22 protein-coding genes are annotated in these 17,752 nt (G+C 41.1%); 7 read left to right on the top strand and 15 right to left on the bottom strand.

Annotated features, from left to right (window positions below; all coding sequences use genetic code 11):
* Positions 1 to 316: 316 nt before the first annotated feature.
* Positions 317 to 868, bottom strand: coding sequence for a phosphatidylglycerophosphatase A family protein (locus tag CSV72_RS16025; protein WP_099679166.1), 552 nt, complete (start codon positions 866 to 868; stop codon positions 317 to 319).
* Positions 869 to 976: 108 nt separating this feature from the next.
* Here CSV72_RS16025 and CSV72_RS16020 point away from each other — a divergent pair, with 108 nt between their 5' ends.
* The 3 genes from CSV72_RS16020 (at position 977) to CSV72_RS16010 (ending at position 2,748) form a co-directional block, all read left to right on the top strand.
* Positions 977 to 1,699 (top strand): alpha/beta hydrolase, encoded by a 723-nt coding sequence (locus CSV72_RS16020; RefSeq protein ID WP_099679165.1) that lies wholly within the window; start codon positions 977 to 979, stop codon positions 1,697 to 1,699.
* A gap of 88 nt (positions 1,700 to 1,787) precedes the next feature.
* A complete protein-coding gene (locus CSV72_RS16015) occupies positions 1,788 to 2,303 on the top strand; it encodes a YjcG family protein (protein ID WP_099635550.1) in 516 nt (171 codons plus the stop codon).
* Entirely contained in the window at positions 2,293 to 2,748 is a 456-nt protein-coding gene (locus tag CSV72_RS16010; protein WP_233191338.1) for a GNAT family N-acetyltransferase, read from the top strand. The genes CSV72_RS16015 and CSV72_RS16010 overlap by 11 nt, the downstream gene beginning before the upstream one ends.
* 59 nt (positions 2,749 to 2,807) lie before the next feature.
* Here CSV72_RS16010 and CSV72_RS16005 read toward each other — a convergent pair whose 3' ends face one another.
* The 7 genes from CSV72_RS16005 to CSV72_RS15975 form a co-directional block, all read right to left on the bottom strand.
* Positions 2,808 to 3,116 carry a hypothetical protein gene (locus CSV72_RS16005; RefSeq protein WP_099635548.1) on the bottom strand — a complete coding sequence of 103 codons (309 nt, stop codon included), beginning with the start codon at positions 3,114 to 3,116 and terminating at the stop codon, positions 2,808 to 2,810.
* An 83-nt stretch (positions 3,117 to 3,199) separates the two neighbouring features.
* A complete protein-coding gene (locus CSV72_RS16000) occupies positions 3,200 to 3,454 on the bottom strand; it encodes a stage VI sporulation protein F (protein WP_099635547.1) in 255 nt (84 codons plus the stop codon).
* Positions 3,455 to 3,469: 15 nt separating this feature from the next.
* The gene (locus tag CSV72_RS17200) at positions 3,470 to 3,610 is read right to left on the bottom strand and encodes a YjcZ family sporulation protein (protein ID WP_099635546.1); all 141 of its coding nucleotides are present in this window, start codon (positions 3,608 to 3,610) and stop codon (positions 3,470 to 3,472) included.
* Between the two features lie 71 nt (positions 3,611 to 3,681).
* On the bottom strand, positions 3,682 to 4,044 hold the full coding sequence (gene spoVAE / locus CSV72_RS15990) for a stage V sporulation protein AE (RefSeq protein ID WP_099679163.1): 363 nt from the start codon (positions 4,042 to 4,044) through the stop codon (positions 3,682 to 3,684).
* Positions 4,041 to 5,060 carry a beta-ketoacyl-[acyl-carrier-protein] synthase family protein gene (locus tag CSV72_RS15985; protein ID WP_099679162.1) on the bottom strand — a complete coding sequence of 340 codons (1,020 nt, stop codon included), beginning with the start codon at positions 5,058 to 5,060 and terminating at the stop codon, positions 4,041 to 4,043. The genes spoVAE and CSV72_RS15985 overlap by 4 nt, the downstream gene beginning before the upstream one ends.
* Entirely contained in the window at positions 5,054 to 5,509 is a 456-nt protein-coding gene (spoVAC, locus tag CSV72_RS15980; protein ID WP_085428471.1) for a stage V sporulation protein AC, read from the bottom strand. The genes CSV72_RS15985 and spoVAC overlap by 7 nt, the downstream gene beginning before the upstream one ends.
* Positions 5,509 to 5,901 (bottom strand): hypothetical protein, encoded by a 393-nt coding sequence (locus CSV72_RS15975; RefSeq protein ID WP_099679161.1) that lies wholly within the window; start codon positions 5,899 to 5,901, stop codon positions 5,509 to 5,511. The genes spoVAC and CSV72_RS15975 overlap by 1 nt, the downstream gene beginning before the upstream one ends.
* Positions 5,902 to 6,029: 128 nt before the next feature.
* Here CSV72_RS15975 and CSV72_RS15970 point away from each other — a divergent pair, with 128 nt between their 5' ends.
* Positions 6,030 to 6,602: a CotY/CotZ family spore coat protein gene (locus CSV72_RS15970; protein ID WP_099679160.1), complete on the top strand. Its 573-nt coding sequence runs from the start codon at positions 6,030 to 6,032 to the stop codon at positions 6,600 to 6,602.
* Positions 6,603 to 6,846: 244 nt separating this feature from the next.
* Here the strand turns inward: CSV72_RS15970 and CSV72_RS15965 are convergent, their stop codons facing one another.
* From CSV72_RS15965 to CSV72_RS15945, 5 genes are all read right to left on the bottom strand, one after another.
* Positions 6,847 to 7,263, bottom strand: coding sequence for a hypothetical protein (locus tag CSV72_RS15965; RefSeq protein ID WP_099679159.1), 417 nt, complete (start codon positions 7,261 to 7,263; stop codon positions 6,847 to 6,849).
* A gap of 76 nt (positions 7,264 to 7,339) precedes the next feature.
* A complete protein-coding gene (gene mgtE / locus CSV72_RS15960; RefSeq protein WP_099679158.1) occupies positions 7,340 to 8,716 on the bottom strand; it encodes a magnesium transporter in 1,377 nt (458 codons plus the stop codon).
* 81 nt (positions 8,717 to 8,797) lie between these two features.
* Positions 8,798 to 9,751, bottom strand: coding sequence for an RluA family pseudouridine synthase (locus CSV72_RS15955; RefSeq protein ID WP_369802939.1), 954 nt, complete (start codon positions 9,749 to 9,751; stop codon positions 8,798 to 8,800).
* On the bottom strand, positions 9,732 to 10,565 hold the full coding sequence (locus tag CSV72_RS15950) for an NAD kinase (RefSeq protein ID WP_029052471.1): 834 nt from the start codon (positions 10,563 to 10,565) through the stop codon (positions 9,732 to 9,734). The genes CSV72_RS15955 and CSV72_RS15950 overlap by 20 nt, the downstream gene beginning before the upstream one ends.
* A gap of 42 nt (positions 10,566 to 10,607) precedes the next feature.
* Positions 10,608 to 11,075 (bottom strand): UPF0738 family protein, encoded by a 468-nt coding sequence (locus tag CSV72_RS15945; RefSeq protein WP_158232250.1) that lies wholly within the window; start codon positions 11,073 to 11,075, stop codon positions 10,608 to 10,610.
* 75 nt (positions 11,076 to 11,150) lie between these two features.
* Between CSV72_RS15945 and CSV72_RS17235 the strand changes: the two genes are divergently transcribed.
* The 3 genes from CSV72_RS17235 to CSV72_RS15930 all read left to right on the top strand — a co-directional run bounded on the left by CSV72_RS17235 (position 11,151) and on the right by CSV72_RS15930 (position 13,270).
* On the top strand, positions 11,151 to 11,810 hold the full coding sequence (locus tag CSV72_RS17235; protein WP_099679156.1) for a lytic transglycosylase domain-containing protein: 660 nt from the start codon (positions 11,151 to 11,153) through the stop codon (positions 11,808 to 11,810).
* Positions 11,811 to 12,056: 246 nt separating this feature from the next.
* Positions 12,057 to 12,449 carry a globin domain-containing protein gene (locus tag CSV72_RS15935; protein WP_099679155.1) on the top strand — a complete coding sequence of 131 codons (393 nt, stop codon included), beginning with the start codon at positions 12,057 to 12,059 and terminating at the stop codon, positions 12,447 to 12,449.
* Positions 12,446 to 13,270: a DsbA family protein gene (locus CSV72_RS15930; protein WP_099679154.1), complete on the top strand. Its 825-nt coding sequence runs from the start codon at positions 12,446 to 12,448 to the stop codon at positions 13,268 to 13,270. Before CSV72_RS15935 ends, CSV72_RS15930 begins: the two co-directional genes overlap by 4 nt.
* Before the next feature lie 280 nt (positions 13,271 to 13,550).
* Here CSV72_RS15930 and pepF read toward each other — a convergent pair whose 3' ends face one another.
* Together pepF and CSV72_RS15920 are read right to left on the bottom strand one after the other, a co-directional pair.
* Positions 13,551 to 15,344 (bottom strand): oligoendopeptidase F, encoded by a 1,794-nt coding sequence (pepF, locus tag CSV72_RS15925; RefSeq protein WP_099679167.1) that lies wholly within the window; start codon positions 15,342 to 15,344, stop codon positions 13,551 to 13,553.
* Positions 15,345 to 15,417: 73 nt separating this feature from the next.
* Positions 15,418 to 16,539, bottom strand: a complete 1,122-nt coding sequence (locus CSV72_RS15920) for a competence protein CoiA family protein (protein ID WP_233191340.1) — start codon at positions 16,537 to 16,539, stop codon at positions 15,418 to 15,420.
* Positions 16,540 to 17,752 lie beyond the last annotated feature (1,213 nt).

Below are 17,752 nucleotides of genomic sequence, written 5' to 3'. Positions count from 1 at the left end.
CTACACCCAATCCAACGAAGGCGACTGCTGTGGTAGGCGTAGCGAGGAGACAAAGACAGGCGAACTTCCTGTCTCTGGCTCCTCGCGAAAGCCATCCACCAGCGCCGAAGTGGGGACAATGAACTTGCCACTTACATAGGCAGCTAAACCACAACCTCCTGATTAAACAGGAAACAGAAAAAGCACCTGCAAGAACCACAACCCAAAGCCGCTTACTACGCACTCATTACAAAAACCTATTCCAACAAACAAGAAAAAACTACAGCTCAAACAAAAAAACTGCCGCTAGAAATGATGATCTAGGGCAGTTCAGTTATTAGCTCTTGCCATTTTGTACATCTTTAAACGTTAGACCAGCTTCTTGCAAATCGCGCGTTCTATGTGCAATTCTAGACGCCGCACACGCCGCCACACTTGCCACCAAATCATCCAAGAACGTATGGATACCAATTCCTTTTTTTGTATCCAATTCGTTGATGATGCCGACTTTGTTCTTATCTAAGTGACCGAAAGTAGTAACCGCGATTGAACCGTATGTGTATACCGCACCCAATGCGATGGTTTCATCGACTCCGAATAAACCTTCATCTGATTCAACGATTTGCTGAAGCGGTTCCGATAGCTGACCTCTTTCAGCCATTTCATCCAATTCAACACCAACCAATATGGCGTGTTGCAATTCACGTTTGCGAAGAACACTTTCTACTGAGTCGACACACTGTTCGAGCGATAAGCCTTTGTTATAGGGTACTTGCAGTTCATAAACAATTTTTGCGATATCTTGAATATTAACCCCACGACGGATCAACGCGTTCTTTGTTGCTGCTGTCACGACATCCGAATGAACAATATTCTTACCTTCATCCATATTATTTCCCCTCTCTCTCTTCATACACAATAGTTTTCACTAGCTTTACACTGTTATTTATCGGTATGATAATTACTAAGTGTACATTAATTATGGAGGTCCTACAAAATGAATCCAGGAAAAATTGAAGAAATTCGTTTTTACAGTAATGAACTACAAGAAGAAATGGAACTGTTGATATACTTACCAGCACGCTATTCCCCTTTATACAAACATAATGTTATGCTCGTCTCTGATGGCAAAGATTATTTTCAATACGGACGGATTGGCCGAATTGCCGATGAATTAATGGAAGATGAAATCATTGAACCTGTCATCATCGTAGGAATCCCATATAAAACGGTGCAAGAACGCAGACGTATGTATCACCCAGATGGTGATCGACACAAAGCGTATATCCGCTTTTTAGCACACGAGTTAATTCAGTATATTGATGAAACCTATCCAACATACCAAATGGGCTCTTCAAGAATGTTGATGGGCGATTCATTGGCAGCATCCGTCTCATTAATGACTGCTTTAAAATATCCAAATTGCTTCGGAAATGTCGTGTTGCATTCACCATTCGTTAACGAAGAAGTACTTGAAGCAGTGAAGGCCAATCAAAATCCAGCCAACCTTTCTATTTACCATGTAATCGGTGATAAAGAAACCTATGTACCCACAACTGCTGACGGTCGGTTGGATTTTCTAACGCCTAACCGTGAGTTGCATAAAGTCATGAAAGAAAAAAAATTCCCTTATTTTTATGAAGAGCTGGACGGAGATCATACATGGAAGTCATGGCAACCTGATATTCGCCGTGCGCTGATTGAAATAAATAGCCTTTAGTAATAGAAGGAGACATCTTAGACTAGTTTCTGATATACTAAAGTAGATGTACCTAAAATTCAGTCAATTCACAAGGAGGCACTCTAAAATGAAATACGGTATTGTTGCATTCCCTTCAAAAAAACTTCAAGATTTAGCAAATGGCTATCGGAAGAGATATGATCCGCATTATGCGCTAATCACACCTCACATGACGCTGAAAGATCCATTCGAAGCGAATGACAAGGAAATTGAAGAAGTAGCAAATGCGTTAAAAGAAATTACAATCAAAAACAGCCCTTTTGAGTTGAACGTGACAAAAGTTGGCTCGTTCGCGCCAACAACGAATACCATTTACTTTAAAGTTGTACCAAATGACGAAATTCTCGAGTTACACAAGGATTTAAATGTAAACTTCTATCATGATGAAAATAATTATGCTTTTGTTCCACATATTACAATTGCGCAAAACCTAACTTCTGGTGAACACGATGATGTGATTAACCAAATGAAAATGGTAGGTGTCGACCACTCGGAAGTCATCGATCGCATTCATTTACTTTATCAACTAGAAGATGGATCGTGGACAGTATACGAAACGTTCCGTCTTGATCGTGAGTCTTGATTTGCAGATTACTGTAAAAATCGTCGCAGATGAAAAAGGTCAGCAGGACGCGTATACCGTTCGCAAGAAGGTTTTTGTGGAAGAACAAGGTGTCCCGTTGATCCTTGAGTTGGACGAACACGATCAGGAGGCTATCCACTTCGTCGTTTACGATGAAATGGATCAACCAATCGGTGCCGGCCGTATGAGAGGTCTTGTAAATGCACATGCTAAAATAGAGAGAATCTGTATTTTACCTGAACATCGTGGTAAACATCTTGGGTTTTTGATTATGAATACATTAGAAGAACATGCGATTAAGAGTTCTATGAAAAAACTAATTTTGAATGCACAGTCCTATGCTGTGCCCTTTTACGAAAAGTTAGGCTATGTCGTAACATCCCCTGAATTCATGGATGCTGATATTCCTCATCGCGCTATGGAGAAAAATTTGATGAACGACTGATTGTACAGTAAAAAATACCCCTTGCCACTTTAAAAGTGGTAAGGGGTATTTTTATTGCATTAGACATATGCATTAATCGCTTGACCCTTTCCTACTACCTCTGCTATTTCAGGTGAGAATTGGGCTGGATTTGGTGCTATAAATCCTTTTTTAACTAAAGGTTGAGGTGCACCATTCTTTCGTTGCTTCATCTGCTCTTCTCGACGTCTTTCTTCATCTGCCAGAACATCTTCCCAATAGCTCGATTCCTCATTTTTCAGACGCACAGGACTTACTCGTCCGATATATGCAAAATTATGACGTTCGTTATTCATACGTTCTGCATACTGCTGTGCTTGGTAATTTTGTATTGGTAGTATATAACCCATGATGTGCACCTCCCTTTCAAATATATCATCATTACTAGTTTATCCACTTAGCAAGCATTCTAAACATGTTTTAGTAGATTTATTTACTTACCGCCAAGCATTTGTGAAATATCATTCAAATTTAGTCCTCTACCACTTGTCACAATAGAGTTAACTAATTCATCTTCTACAGACTGTGGTACGTCTTTGTTCGCTACTTGACTTACCTTTTGAATGATTTTTCTCACTTGGTTTTCGTCTTTGAAATCAGCATATTGAATGGCATTCGCTAATGCAAAGACTTCTTCCATCGGCACACCCGTTTTAGATTCTATTTTTTTAAAGAATGAATCGTTCATATTCAGTTCTCCTCCTTAGAAATAGCTTCTGCCTACAATGATCAATAAAATAAACAGAACTACAATCAAGACGAATGAAGAACCGCCATATCTTTCACCACATCCTCCACCGTATCCGTAACCACCGTAACCTTGAGATGGGTAACATCCGTACATAAAAAACCCCTCCTTCCTTTCTTCTCTACTATATGCAGAGAAGAATGAATTGGAGAGGGCGTTTGTGTAATTTAGACATTTCCTTTTGAAGTAAAGAGCAATGCACCAATTAGTCCGAAAATGATCGCCGCACTGATTCCAGAACTTGTTACTTCGAACATTCCAGTTACTACACCGATCAGACCGTGTTTCTCAGCTTCTGCCATTGCGCCGTGCGTTAATGCGTTACCGAATGAAGTAATGGGAATCGTAGCACCAGCTCCAGCAAAATCAATTAGAGGTTCATACCAGCCAATGCCGTCCAGTACCGACCCGGTCACAACCAATGAAACCAATGTGTGAGCAGGCGTTAATTTGGCGACATCCATCAATAATTGACCAATGACACAAATCAAGCCACCGACTATAAACGACGTGATGTATATAGATATCATTCTGCCTTCACCTCATTCATTGACAGTTCAATCGCGTGCGCTATACACGGAATTGTATCTCCCTGTTGAAATGACAACGGAGATAGCAAAGCGCCAGTTGCCAACAATAAGACCCGCTTATATTCTCTCGTCAGCAATTTCTGATAGACATCGGAAAGAAATACAGCTGCTGAACAACCAGATCCACTTGCTCCCGCTTTAAACGACGGATCATTTCCATAAAATTCTTCGCCAGCATCTCGAAAATTTTTCGTATGGGGTAAACCATTTTCATTGGCCAATGCTTTAAATATTTTGAAACCATTGCTTCCTAAATCTCCTGTGATGATCGTGTCATAGTCATCGATTGTCCTACCATGCCCTGTCAAATGATTCATCAATGTATCACTAGCAGCCGGGGCCATCGCAGATCCCATATTGAGCGGATCCGTCATTCCCATGTCTATCACTTTACCTACAGTAGCGCAGTCAATAACTGGAGTATCTATTTTATGTTGTCCGATTAATACTGCACCAGCTGCCGTGACCGTCCATTGTGCAGTTGCTCCTTTTTGCGAACCATACTCCAGTGGATATCGAAACTGTCTCTCAATTGCGTTATGTTGACTAGAAGAACCTGCCATAATCCAGTTCGCTTGCTTGGCATCCGCGAGTAATGCCGCAGTGATCATAGAAGAGACTGAAGTAGCGCATGCAGAAAACAGACCGATATATGGAATAGCAAGTGCTTGAGCTGTAAAATTTGAAGGAGTCATCTGATTAACCAAATCTCCAGTTAGGAAAAAGTCGATTTTCTCCGGCTCTTTCTTCGCTTTACTAAGTGCGATCAACACCGCGTCATACATTAACTGCTTATGTCCGTCTTCGTTTGTCGGCAAATCACAACGCTCATCTTCGTATACTTTATCGAACTGCTGTGCAAACACACTTTTCTTTTTTTCCAATGGACCTGCTGTTACACCTGTTGCGTAAATACTTGGCTTGGACTGAAAGTTTAGCAATCCTCGTATCACCATGAGACCACACCAAACTTCACTAGGATGGTTTTGATTAATGCTACAACGAAGGCAGAAAAGACACCGAATAAAATAACTGAACCAGCTAATTTAAACATATTCCCGCCAACACCTAGCACATATCCTTCTGATTTATGTTCAATAGCAGCCGATACTACAGCATTACCGAAGCCTGTAATCGGTACCGCTGCTCCGGCACCACCAAATTGAGAAATCTTTTTGTATAATCCAAAACCCGTTAACAACATCGCAATGAAAATCATAGTAGCAACAGTTGGATTGCTCGCTGTGCGTTCCGTAAAATCAAAATACGTAATATAGAAAAGTGCAATGAATTGTCCTATTAAACAAATCAAACCACCTGTTAAAAAAGCTTTAATTACATTTTTCAAAATAGGTGGTTTAGGTGATAACTCTTTCTCTATTTGGGCATACTTTTCTTGTTGCATCAGGTTTGCTCCTTTTCGATTGATTTAATTTTATCTATTTTCTTTCGATAATCTTGTTCATCTTTTTTACGGATCAACTTTTCCGTTTCGAGCAGAATTTTACTGTCTGCTGACACTGTGATCTTCAGATCAGGATACTCTTTTTCCAATTTTTTTTGAATATCCGTAGCAATCGCTTTCTTTTTAAACCGGGAAAACGTATTGACACGAATCCCTGCGAGCAATTCGTCTTCAAATAACAATACCTTTGCTAGTTTCACATGTTCATTTCTCATGATGACTTCCTCTAACGAATGCTCATCGTGTGAAGTTGTATTTTTAATAAACGTTCCTTTTTCACTGCAACCAGTAAGTAGACCAAGAATAATTAACAATATACTCAGCTTCTTCAAATGCAACGCCTCCCTTCTGTCTAGCATGTATCTTTTTTACCGGATTTATGCATATTGAGGAAAGCGCCCTGTCATGTCAATTACCCATGCATAAAGTATAGAGAACGACAAACAGGAGGTGGACAGTAGTGGGATGTGAAAAGAAAGACAGCAAACATGATGGCTGTCATAAGTCGAATTGTATTTGTGAAGTAGTGCGCTTTATCCAACGCGTTCAGAATACGTGTCCGGAAGTGGATTGTGTAGAGTGTGATACAGATTGTTTCATGGCGCCGCTTGGCAGTTTGGTCAGCCCGGTTAGAGGTCGCGTCAACACACGCGTGTTCAGTTTGCTAACGGGTAACGGGGATTATTTCAAGGCAGTATTCCGAGGTGGTAAACGTAAGCATTATCCTAAGATGACGGCAGAGCAGTCATTGACTAATCATAATTCAACACCTCATCAGCATACGAGCTGTGTTTCTGTATTTTTCCGAGTACAGACAGTGTTTGATTCTTGCTGTGCTACCATTCAAGTATTGCAACCTTTGTATAACGGAAAGCCGTTTGATATTACTACAGACGGAAAAATCTGTTATGAAAAGATTTGTAAGGTGAATGGTTTCGGACCTACGAATACGTGCTTAACGGTTGACTTGAGCTGTTTCTGCGGTATTCAGTGTATTGATGATGTATATATTGATTTCTGCGACGAGTATTAATTGGTTGCTTGCAATGCTAAATGGCGGACCCTATATTAATAGGGTTCGTCCTTTTTTATTTAACAGAAGAATTTAGGGTGTTGTGAAGGACGCCATTGATCGACGTTCTCGGTGGATGCGTTCCACTTACAATCAACTAATGTAGTTTTCTATTTTTAGAATGCTGATGCATTATCTTCATGATAAACTGAAACAAAAAAACAAGACGAACCCAATAGCAGGTTCGCCTTGTTAATAGTAAGAATTAAATAGTAAATGATTGCTGTTTCCAGAGGATATCTAAAATTTCTTCAATACGGACTGACGTTATTTCTTTATTCGAGTTGATCCAGACGATTTCGTTTTCTAAGTCGTGGAACTTTCCTTTAACACTACCTTTTATAGTGATAATTTCTAATGGAGCGTATAATTCTTTGCGGAATGGGTGTTGCAAATATTCCAATCTTTGACGGATGAGATGGGTAGCCAATAGTTCTTGTTGAATCTCTGGTGACTCTTGTGCCGATAAGCTTTCAGGGACGGGTAAGACTTCAGGACGCTCCAACTCTCTTGAGTGTTCCGGTTCAAAAACGGATGTGCTTTCTTCTTCTACAATAGGTGTATACCGATATTTTCTAATAACGGGGCTGGAGATGAACATTAACGGCTTTTCATGACGCATTTTCATCACTTCCTTTTAGTTAGCATATGTAAGTTAAACGCCCAACGTTCCAAAATAAAAAAACAGTATTCCTAGTTCATAATGAACTAAGGAATACTGTTGCAAGGCCTAGATATATGACGACACTTATGACGTCGTTTAGTGTTGTAATAAATGGTCCTGAGGCAACAGCCGGGTCCACTTTAAGTTTATGCATAAATAAGGGAATAAATGATCCTGAAATGGTTGCAACGAAAATGGAGACCAACATCGCAGCTCCTACTAGTAAAGCAATAACTAGTTCATGCTTCCAGATAAAGATTAATAAAACTACAAATATTGCACAAATCACACCTGTAATAATTCCAGTACCCGCTTCTCGCATCAGTAACTTCAACTTACTCTCATCTTCAATATCACGCGTTGCGATACCACGAACTGCAACAGCAAGTGACTGAGTTCCACTATTTCCGGCTGTTCCGGCGATCAGTGGGATAAATGCCGCTAATAGAGCAACTTGAGAAATCGTTTCCGTAAATAAATCAATTAAGTTTGCTGTTAACATTCCGAGAACTAATAAAATCAAAAGCCAAGGAATCCGTTTTTTCGCAGCAGAGAATGGGTTTTTATCAAATGTATCCATCGTCGAGACACCGGCAAGTTTAGAATAGTCATCCGATGCTTCTTCATCGATTACGTCGATAATGTCATCGACTGTGATAATCCCTAGAATGTGTTGTTGGAAATCGACAACTGGAACAGCTAAGAAGTTATAGTCCTGAATCGTTCGGGCGACATCTTCTTGGTCGTCGGAAACTGATACGCTGACGAGGCGATCACTCATTATGGAGCGAATTAATGTATCTTCATCTGCAATTATCAAATCGCGTAACGAAACGACCCCAGTTAAACGCTGGTAGTCATCTACAACAAAAATATAGTAAATCGTTTCAGCGCTTGGTGCTTCACTACGCAAAATGGTCATTGCGGAACGGACAGTGGAATTCTCAGAGACTGTAACGAATTCCGTCGTCATAATTGAACCAGCTGTATATTCTTCATAGTGTAGTAATGCTTTAATTTGAATCGCAGCTTCTTTATCCATCAACGTTAAATAGCTGACGACCTTCTTTTTATCTAGTTCTTTCAGGACATCTACCGCATTATCCACAAACATGTATGAAATCATCTCTGCGGCATATGTCGCGTCCATCTCCTCAAGGAACTCTTCGTATTCATCTTCTTCAATTTCACTTGTTTCAAATATTTCCGCAAGTTCTTTTGGTGATAGATAAAAATACATCAATTCCCGAAGCTCTGCACCAACTTCTTCATAAAAAGTCGCTCGATCATATGGATGAAGTACTAGATATTCCTGTCTGAACGAATGGATATCTTCGTTGATCAGCAATTCTCGTAACTTAACTGCATCCAAAACGATTTCACTTTTCATTTGTTCTGGTTGAGTAGTCATGATTTCACACCTTCCCTTCTGCACATACGGTACGCTTACACGTACTAGTAAGTTCCTATACACCGTACATTTTTCTTCACATTAACAGAGTTGTTGCTGTTGAGAGAATCCGCACACTTGCTGACTTTGCCGTAAATAGTATTGCATATCTTCCGGCAACGGACTAGTAAAGTGCATTCTTTCTTTGGTGATTGGGTGAAGTAAACTGACGCCAGAGCAATGCAATGCTTGGCGTGGGAATACGTCTCGATTCGCACCGTATAAATCATCACCAACAAGTGGATGACCGAGCCATTGCATATGCACGCGAATTTGATGCGTCCGGCCTGTGTGCAACGTCAAGTCTATGACGGAAAAACAGTCTGCTGCATTACGGTAATGTGCTTTTACTGACACATCCGTTTTTGAATACTGACCATCTTGCCGTACAATTCTTTCAATGATACTTCCATCTTTTCTACCAATCGGTTGTTCGATAGTCAAGAATGGCGTAGAAATTATACGTTCTGCAAATGCAGTGTATTGTCGTTGAAACAAATCATCTGTCATCTGTTTGCTCAATAGATGATGGATATGACGGTTTTTCGCCACACAAATAATACCTGATGTATCTGTATCAAGGCGTGTCACCATATGAGCAGTCGAAAGTATACCTTCTCTTTCAAATTTTCCACAAACAAAATTCGCAAGCGTTCCAGAAGGATGATTGCGAGAAGGTATCGTACTCTGTCCAGCTGGTTTATCAAGCACCAGAAGGGTTTCATCTTCATACAAAATCGATAATGCACCCTCTTGCGGAGTCAATCCATCACTCACCTGTTCCGGAGGGAATACCACGGTCACTTGATCATTTGGCTGCAACTGATGACGCACGTTTTGAGACTGTCCATTCACCAATATCTCTCCACCGCGATATTTAATAGCTGTTAACGTCGTTTTAGAAATTTCATGCAGTGCTATAAACTCACGAAGCAATCCACTTTCCTTCACAACGAATTGTAATTGAAACAGCGTATTATTTTTTCTTTTCATCATCTTCACGTTCATAAATTAAATCACTCGCTACAAATGACTCTTCTACACGTTTCCAGAATGGGAAAGGACGGAAGCGCGCAAAGCCCATTTTTTCATTGGATACTTTGTATTCGATGGATTTCACATCTTTATGAAGCAATTGCAAATGATCGACTGTCACCATGAAATCAGGACCTTTTACAGGCGTCAATGTACAAATATGATGATCCGGTAAAATGAGTGGAGATCCTACTGTACGGAATACACGATTATTAATGGATGCCATTTCTGTCAATTGCATGGATGGCAATGAAGGATGGATAATCGCTCCACCAAGAGATTTACTGTAAGCAGTTGATCCCGACGGCGTCGACATGCAAAGCCCGTCTCCTCTAAAGCGTTCAAAGTGTTCTCCATTTAATTCAACATCCATCACCAACGTAACTTCAGGTGATTTCACTGTAGATTCATTCAACGCTAAATAGGATGCGCTTTTTTCAGAATGACGATAATTGATCGTTACTTCAATCAAAGGATACTCTATAACTTCATACTCTTGTCTTGCGATCAAGATCACCAATTTTTCTATTTCAGATGGTTTCCAGTCCGCATAAAATCCTAAGTGACCCGTATGAATCCCCACAAATGATGTCTTATCCAGGCGGTGTATGTATTTATGGAAAGCATGCAATAGCGTTCCATCCCCACCGATGGACAATACAATGTCCGGTTCTTCTTCATCGTATTTCAAACCAAAATCGCGTAAATACACTCGTGCTTCTTTCATTAACTTATTAGATATCTCGTCATTTCGCGACTGAATTGTGAATTTCATTACGTCACTTCCATTCTTTTTGTGAAATTCTTTTGCCATATATCAATTCACCTTTTCCAGTACTGGCTTGAATATCTCTTCGACAGCTGTACTGAATTCCTCACCATAGTTATCATTACCCTCTATATTAAAAATCAACGCCTGCAATTCGTCTGCAGCACCTGTTAATAGTATTTTCTCATCTTGCCAGATTAACACAGGTTCTGCTTGTTGTAACAGCATATCTACTAGTCCGCCCCAACTGTCCTTAGGAAAATATGCATACCGATAGCCGGTCTCGTGATCAAAGATATATACAAACGATTGACGATCTGTGTCTGTCAACATTTTTCCAGTTGGGGAACCTAACGGCCATTCTGCCTCAGGATTCAATATAAATTGAACTTCATTACCGTTCATACTCGTTTCAATGATTTCATTTTTCATATCCAAGACATCCACTTCCTTAATTATAGACTTTACGTTTAGTCTACCATATGCCACACGTAGTTGCATTTCGTTACTGTGCATTATGGTAAGAAAGTTGGTATAATAGATATAATAAATGAATCCATTTAATACCTTGAATAAACAGGAGGAAAAAGTATGAATCTCGACCCAATTAACACTCGGTTACTCCTTGAAATCAATACACTACAAACTCTTGGAGCGGTTCAATCCTTTAGTAGTAATCCACCGACTAGCTCCAATGCATTCCAAATGATGCTTACACAATTGAAGGAAGGCACTAACATGAGCACTGAACTCGCAAAACCATCCGAGCAACTACTCAGCCAAGGAAGCAATATCATACCGTTTGGCATATCCACAAGCCCAGTTGAAAAATTTACCGCTACATCACCTGCCACCTCGTCACCAGGAACCAACAATCCATATGCAGACATCATCAAACAAGCTGCCGATCAATATCAACTACCAGAAAAACTAATTGCCGCAGTCATCAAACAAGAATCCAACTTCAAGAGCAATGCAAAAAGTCACGCAGGCGCAGCCGGACTCATGCAACTCATGCCAGGCACAGCTAAATACTTGGGCGTAACAAACTCGATGGACCCAAAACAGAACATCATGGGCGGAGCCAAATACTTGCGCAACATGCTCAACCAATTCGGCTCAAACGAAATGGCACTAGCAGCCTACAACGCAGGACCAGGGAACGTAAAAAAATACGGAGGCATTCCCCCCTTCAAAGAAACTCAGAACTACGTAAAAAAAGTCATGAACTACTATCAGCAAATGATTTAATGTTGAAGCTATCGTTTTATTTCACAAGATGTTCCAACTACTTTTTAATTGCTCGTAAGCGCAAGGTGTCGATTAACGCTGCCCTTCCTATTATTACTGATCTTTAAACTCACTATTCTCAACAGTTTATACGATCTTTTTAACCAAACTGCTATATAACAAGAAACAAAATAAGTTCTTTTATTTGTATAGAATTTCGTTCGTTGATAGAATACAGATACAGATGTACGAAGGGGTGTGAATTCAATGACTCGAAAACCTGTCATCCCTTTTGAGGAGATCGGCGAGAAAAAGTTACACGAATTGATTGAAACATTTTACGCAAAAGTGGCTGTTCACCCAGACCTCATTCCAATATTCCCTGATGATTTAACTGAAACCATTAGGAAGCAAAAACAATTTCAAACACAATATCTAGGTGGCCCGAACCTATTCACGGAAGAGCACGGACATCCAATGATGAAAGCTCGACATAACCCTTTCCCTATTACACCTACACGCGCAGAAGCATGGCTAGCATGCATGGCTGAAGCAATGGACGACGTAGGACTGGAGGGTCCACTTCGGGAAGTCTACTATAAACGCCTTGTCTTAACAGCCAACCATATGGTAAATAGGAACGAGGAGGAAGATCAGTGAACTATCTAACTGTTATTGATGATACGTTACACTACTCTGCTTCAGTAAAGCCCATTGAACTCTATGTATTTCTAGATCCTTATTGTAAGGACTGTTGGTCACTACAGCCGTTGCTACGTAAAATGCAAGTCGAATACGATCACTATTTCACGTTACGCATCGCGTTGAGAACACCTATAACAAAACTGAATCCAACTGCTTTAATCGATCCGAATGACGCCAAGTCTATCAAGCGGTCAAACCCTTGTTTCCCTAATATTGCAGTGAAAGCTGCAGAATTCCAAGGTAAGCGAGCTGGATTCCGTTACTTATCCTGTTTACTTGAATATTCTTTTTTGAAGAAACGTGATGTCGCATCCTATTCAGTACTCATCGAAATTGCCGCTCGCATTAATTTGGACGTAGATGAATTTATCGCAGATTTCACTTCTGAAGAAACATCACGTGCTTTGCAAGTCGATACGTATTTAGGTAACGAAATGGAAGTAGATGAAGCTCCAACTTTCGTTTTCTTCAATAGCAATATTGAAGATGAAGGATTAAAAGTGAGTGGCCTCTATGACTATGTGATCTACGAACAGATTTTAGAAGAACTAGTCGGAGGACAACTCCTACCCGACATACCCCCTTCTATTGATTCTTTATTCAATCGCTTTGACTTACTGACAACGAAGGAAATCGCGGAAATGTGCCACGTGACAGAAAAAGAAGCTGAACGCGTATTAAAGAAACGCTTACTGAAACAGGAAATCGAACGAATTCCTTTCCAAGATCGTACATTATGGCGTAAAAAACAACCTAATTGTTCACTAATCAAATAGCCCTTATACCAGTCGAAGCCCACCAATTTCTTGGGGGCTTCGGCTTTTTTGTATTAAAACGTAAAGAAAAGAGCATCCGCTCCTGGGGGGGAGTGAATGCTCTCTTTCAAAGGGAATGGGAGAAATGTTCACGTTCAAACAAAAGGGGTGTATGTTTGGTATGTGATTTATTCCACATTTACACCATATCATAAATGACTTATGAGTTCAACAAATTATAACAGCTTTCGTCTAAATGTCACAGTCTCCGCAGACTTCTGTCGAAACCTGTAAACCCACATTATCCTCTCTTTGCTAATAACTGTTCTAACTCATCTAATCGTGCTTCAAATACTCGACAAGCCTCTTCAATTGGTTTTTCAGATGTCATATCGACACCCGCCTTTTTAAGTACTTCAATAGGATAATCGGATGATCCCGCCTTCAAGAAGTTCGAAATATAACGTTCTACTGCTGGCTCGCCCTCTTCTAGAATCTGTTTGCTAAGTGCTACAGCTGCACTATATCCTGTTGCATATTGATAAACATAATAGTTCATATAGAAGTGAGGAATACGTGCCCACTCTAAACCAATTTCCTCGTCACTAACAATCGCGTCACCATAATACTTTTTGTTTAGCGCATAGTATTCTTCTGTTAATTTTTCAGCCGTCAACGGCACGCCCTCTTGATCCAGCTTGTGAATCAAGTGCTCGTATTCCGCAAACATCGTCTGGCGGAACACCGTCGCACGGAATCCATCCAACCAATAGTTCAACAAGTAGATTCGCTGATCTTCATCTGTCGTCACTTTTAATAAGTGATCATTGAGTAACGCCTCATTAACTGTTGACGCAACTTCCGCGACAAATATAGAGTATCCACTATAAATGAATGGTTGATATTTACGGGAGTAATAGCTGTGTACACTATGTCCAAACTCATGTGCTAACGTAAATAAATTGCTTACATTGTCTTGCCAGTTCATTAAAATGTATGGGTTTGTTCCATAAGAACCTGAAGAATACGCACCTGAACGTTTCCCTTTATTTTCACGAACATCCACCCAGCGATTATCAAGACCTTCTTTTACAACAGCCCGATAGTCTTCACCGAGCGGATGGAAGCTCTCAAGCATAGTCTCTTTCGCTTCCTCGTATGTGTATTTCATCTTCGTATCTTCAACTAGTGGTGTGTAGATATCCCACATATGAAGCGTATCCACATTCAATACTTTTTTACGCAAGGCTACATAACGATGCAGTAAGCCTAGATTTTTATTGATGGTAGACAATAGATTTTCATATACTTGTTCTGGAATATGGTTATTCGATAATGCTGCCGCTCTTGCTGAACTATAATTTCTAATTCGTGCATTCACATTATGCCCTTTTACATTACCGCTTAACGTCGAAGCAAATGTATTTTTGAACTCTCCATATCTTGAATACATTTCTTTAAATGCCGCTTCGCGTACTTTCGGATCTTTACTCTCTAGGAATTGCGAATAACGACCATGTGTTAATTGAATGTCATTTCCCTCTTCGTCTTTGACCAAACCGAAAGTTAAATCCGCGTTGTTTAACATACTGAAGGTTTCAGAGGACTTTCCTGTCACTTCAGACAACTGCGCGATTAATTGTTCCTGTTCTGAGGACAAAACGTGAGCGCGTTCTGCATTCAACTCTTCAAATTCCTGTTTATATAAACGCAAGCCTTCATGTGACTCAATCGTTTCATTCAATTGCTTTTCATCAATGGAAAGTAATTCTGGAGTGAAATAAGATAACGCTGTAGATATTTTCACAACTAACGTTCTAATTCGGCCATCCATTGCCTGATAAAAACTGTTCGTCGTATCTTGATCTGTTTTAAGATGCGCATACGTATATAATCTACGTAGTCGTTCCGCCAATTTATCACGATATGTTAGCGCTTCAAACAGTGGACGAGCGCCATTGCCAAGAGTGCCTTTATACTGTTCTGCTTCTTTAGCCATCTCTTCAATTTTGCTGTATTCTTTATCCCATTCTTCATCAGAAGAAAATATATCTTCCAAGCGCCATGTTTCCTCTTCAGATATTTCATCGCGCATCAATACTTTGTTATCATTCGTCAATCCAATTCCTCCTTCTGCATTTACCGTAATTTGATTCTCTTGTATTTTCTCAATTCCTGGCATGCATTGCAAGAAATCGCCCTGAAAGTATTTCCAGTACAAAATCTCTGCCCATCAATTTATCCAGTCGATAGATATCTATGCGTTGCTCTCTCAAGAAATCCACATAGTTTTGACAAGCTTCTAATTGTCGGCTTGAATCCCCTTCAAATGTTTTGATAAATGAATGAAGAAAGGAACGATTTAGTTGGAAGGCTGTAGTTCTCGTTTGCCGGATGGCCGCAATAAGAAGCAATTGCCATTCATAGTCGGACTCTGTAAATGCCTCTTGTCCGAATGTTGGAACGCCGATCCATGTGGGAAGTTGAACGGGCTGCACACGCATTTCATAACACGCACGCAAAAAACGATGATGGATACCTCTTTGATTATACCCAATAACCGACCGAAGATACTTTCTGCGCGCAGATTGATATTGACGTGTCAGATCTTCTATATCCTTTGTGGATGGAGTAGCAGGAATAGCGAAAGGAATGGTTTGATGTTTGATTCGCATGACGGAGTGACACATTGCAAATGCGGTACCGCCAAGATGAATGAAATGACTGAGGTAGTGAAATTGTTGCTTGGATGGATTATATGTTAAAAACACTGATAACGTTTCTTTCGCATGTGAATGAATGTGGCGGATAAAGTGTTGTTGAAATTGAGTGAATCGATGGGTAAGGACAAATGCTAGGGAATCTTGAACTTTAGGAGGTGTTAGGACGATCCATATAGGATTCATATTTACGCTATGGTAGCCTGCGTTTCGCTCGAGGATATGTGCAATGGGAATCGTACTGCATTGGAATTCGATTGGAATTTTCTCATTTTGCCACGTTACCAGCAGATCAGGACGTTGTCGGATATCAGGCAGATAGGGTTCCATTTCGGTTTGTAGGTGAAGATGTGAAAATAGTTCATAGAGTTGGATTTTACCGAGCAGATGGGTTGGGGACTCCCCTTCTGAGAAACTGTCCCGGCAGGTGGTTTGCTTCAGGTGAGCAAAGTGTGGGATTATGATGTCGCCGACTTTCAGGAGTACTGGTTCTTTGCATTGAGGACAATGAAAGGATTCGTTTTTACGCCACTCTCGTAAGCTGGTCAAGGACAACTGCCGTGTTAGCACGACTTGCTTCCCTCCACTTGTAAGAGCTGTTAACAAGGCCTTCACACTCCTTCTCTTCTATACTACGAATTTTCTGATTAGTTGGCAAGGGGCAAGTTACATGTTTTTTCGTATGTAACTGGGTTGGTCAATGGAGGGGGTTCCTTTGTTACCCGACTAAGGAATGCACTTGGCAGAAAGACTAGGCGGCTGCGAGCCTTTTTCACCTTTTCTTTGGGGCGTTGCTCGACTGGTTATTGGGGACTGAAATTAGTGAGTGTTCACTTTCTGGACCCGCGCAGGCACGTGGGGGATTGCCTACAGCCAGGAGCCAGCTGGCGGTGGTGCTGCCAGTTGTCTCATGGCCACGGCCTACCCCGCAGTTGTGCCTGCGCTACTGAGTGGTTTTTATTTCGGTTGCGGTTCTAAGTAGTAAAAGTTTAGCGACATCGTGAAAGAATTCAACGGTTCCGAAGTGGGGATAAGTTACCCAATTAAGAAACGCGTTTGGCGATAATACTATGCGGCTGCGGGCCTTTGTTACTTTTACTTGGGGGCGTTGCTCGACTGGTTGTTGGGGACTGAATTTAATGAGTGTCCACTTTCTGGACCCGCGCAGGCACGTGGGGGATTGCCTACAGCCAGGAGCCAGCTGGCGGTGGTGCTGCCAGTTGGCTCCTGGCCACGGCCTACCCCGCAGTTGTGCCTGCGCTACTGCGGGGTATTTATTTAGGTTGGGGTTCTAATAGGAAGTAGATCAGAGACTTGCTGATACTGATTTTGTACTTCTTGCTAAAGTAGTGTAGGAACTGCCCTACCCGTAATCCAACGAAGGCGACTGTTGTGGTAGGCGTAGCGAGGAGACAAAGACAGGCGAACTTCCTGTCTCTGGCTCCTCGCGAAAGCCATCCACCAGCGCCAAAGTGAGGACAATGGACTTGCCACTTACATAGACAGCTAAACCACAACCTCCTGATTAAACAGGAAAAGAAAAAGCACGTGCTAGAAACACAACCCAACGCCGCTTATTACGCACTGTTATCCGAAACGTAACCCATAGTCACTCACGCACGAAACCACTTTTAAAAAAACTATCCGAACTGCCCTACCCGCAATCCAACGAAGGCGACTGCTGTGGTAGGCGTAGCGAGGAGACAAAGACAGGCGAACTTCCTGTCTCTGGCTCCTCGCGAAAGCCATCCACCAGCGCCGAAGTGGGGACAATGAACTTGCC

Origin of the sequence: Sporosarcina sp. P20a, assembly GCF_002743175.1 — a bacterium.
Classification (GTDB): domain Bacteria; phylum Bacillota; class Bacilli; order Bacillales_A; family Planococcaceae; genus Sporosarcina.
Note: the sequence above shows the minus strand (reverse complement) of the source record. Positions and strands in the feature narration are given on the sequence as shown.

Bases quoted from the DNA above. Each gene is read 5' to 3' on its own strand.
- CSV72_RS16020 (WP_099679165.1), top strand. From the start codon at position 977: ATGAATCCAGGAAAAATTGAAGAAATTCGTTTTTACAGTAATGAACTA.
- mgtE (WP_099679158.1), bottom strand. From the start codon at position 8,716: ATGACTACTCAACCAGAACAAATGAAAAGTGAAATCGTTTTGGATGCA.
- CSV72_RS17200 (WP_099635546.1), bottom strand. From the start codon at position 3,610: ATGTACGGATGTTACCCATCTCAAGGTTACGGTGGTTACGGATACGGT.
- CSV72_RS16025 (WP_099679166.1), bottom strand. From the start codon at position 868: ATGGATGAAGGTAAGAATATTGTTCATTCGGATGTCGTGACAGCAGCA.
- CSV72_RS15955 (WP_369802939.1), bottom strand. From the start codon at position 9,751: ATGATGAAAAGAAAAAATAATACGCTGTTTCAATTACAATTCGTTGTG.
- CSV72_RS15935 (WP_099679155.1), top strand. From the start codon at position 12,057: ATGACTCGAAAACCTGTCATCCCTTTTGAGGAGATCGGCGAGAAAAAG.
- CSV72_RS16000 (WP_099635547.1), bottom strand. From the start codon at position 3,454: ATGAACGATTCATTCTTTAAAAAAATAGAATCTAAAACGGGTGTGCCG.
- CSV72_RS17235 (WP_099679156.1), top strand. From the start codon at position 11,151: ATGAATCTCGACCCAATTAACACTCGGTTACTCCTTGAAATCAATACA.
- pepF (WP_099679167.1), bottom strand. From the start codon at position 15,344: ATGCGCGATGAAATATCTGAAGAGGAAACATGGCGCTTGGAAGATATA.
- CSV72_RS16005 (WP_099635548.1), bottom strand. From the start codon at position 3,116: ATGGGTTATATACTACCAATACAAAATTACCAAGCACAGCAGTATGCA.
- CSV72_RS15950 (WP_029052471.1), bottom strand. From the start codon at position 10,565: ATGAAATTCACAATTCAGTCGCGAAATGACGAGATATCTAATAAGTTA.
- CSV72_RS16015 (WP_099635550.1), top strand. From the start codon at position 1,788: ATGAAATACGGTATTGTTGCATTCCCTTCAAAAAAACTTCAAGATTTA.
- CSV72_RS15985 (WP_099679162.1), bottom strand. From the start codon at position 5,060: ATGGTGATACGAGGATTGCTAAACTTTCAGTCCAAGCCAAGTATTTAC.
- spoVAC (WP_085428471.1), bottom strand. From the start codon at position 5,509: ATGCAACAAGAAAAGTATGCCCAAATAGAGAAAGAGTTATCACCTAAA.
- spoVAE (WP_099679163.1), bottom strand. From the start codon at position 4,044: ATGATATCTATATACATCACGTCGTTTATAGTCGGTGGCTTGATTTGT.
- CSV72_RS15945 (WP_158232250.1), bottom strand. From the start codon at position 11,075: ATGCACAGTAACGAAATGCAACTACGTGTGGCATATGGTAGACTAAAC.
- CSV72_RS15965 (WP_099679159.1), bottom strand. From the start codon at position 7,263: ATGCGTCATGAAAAGCCGTTAATGTTCATCTCCAGCCCCGTTATTAGA.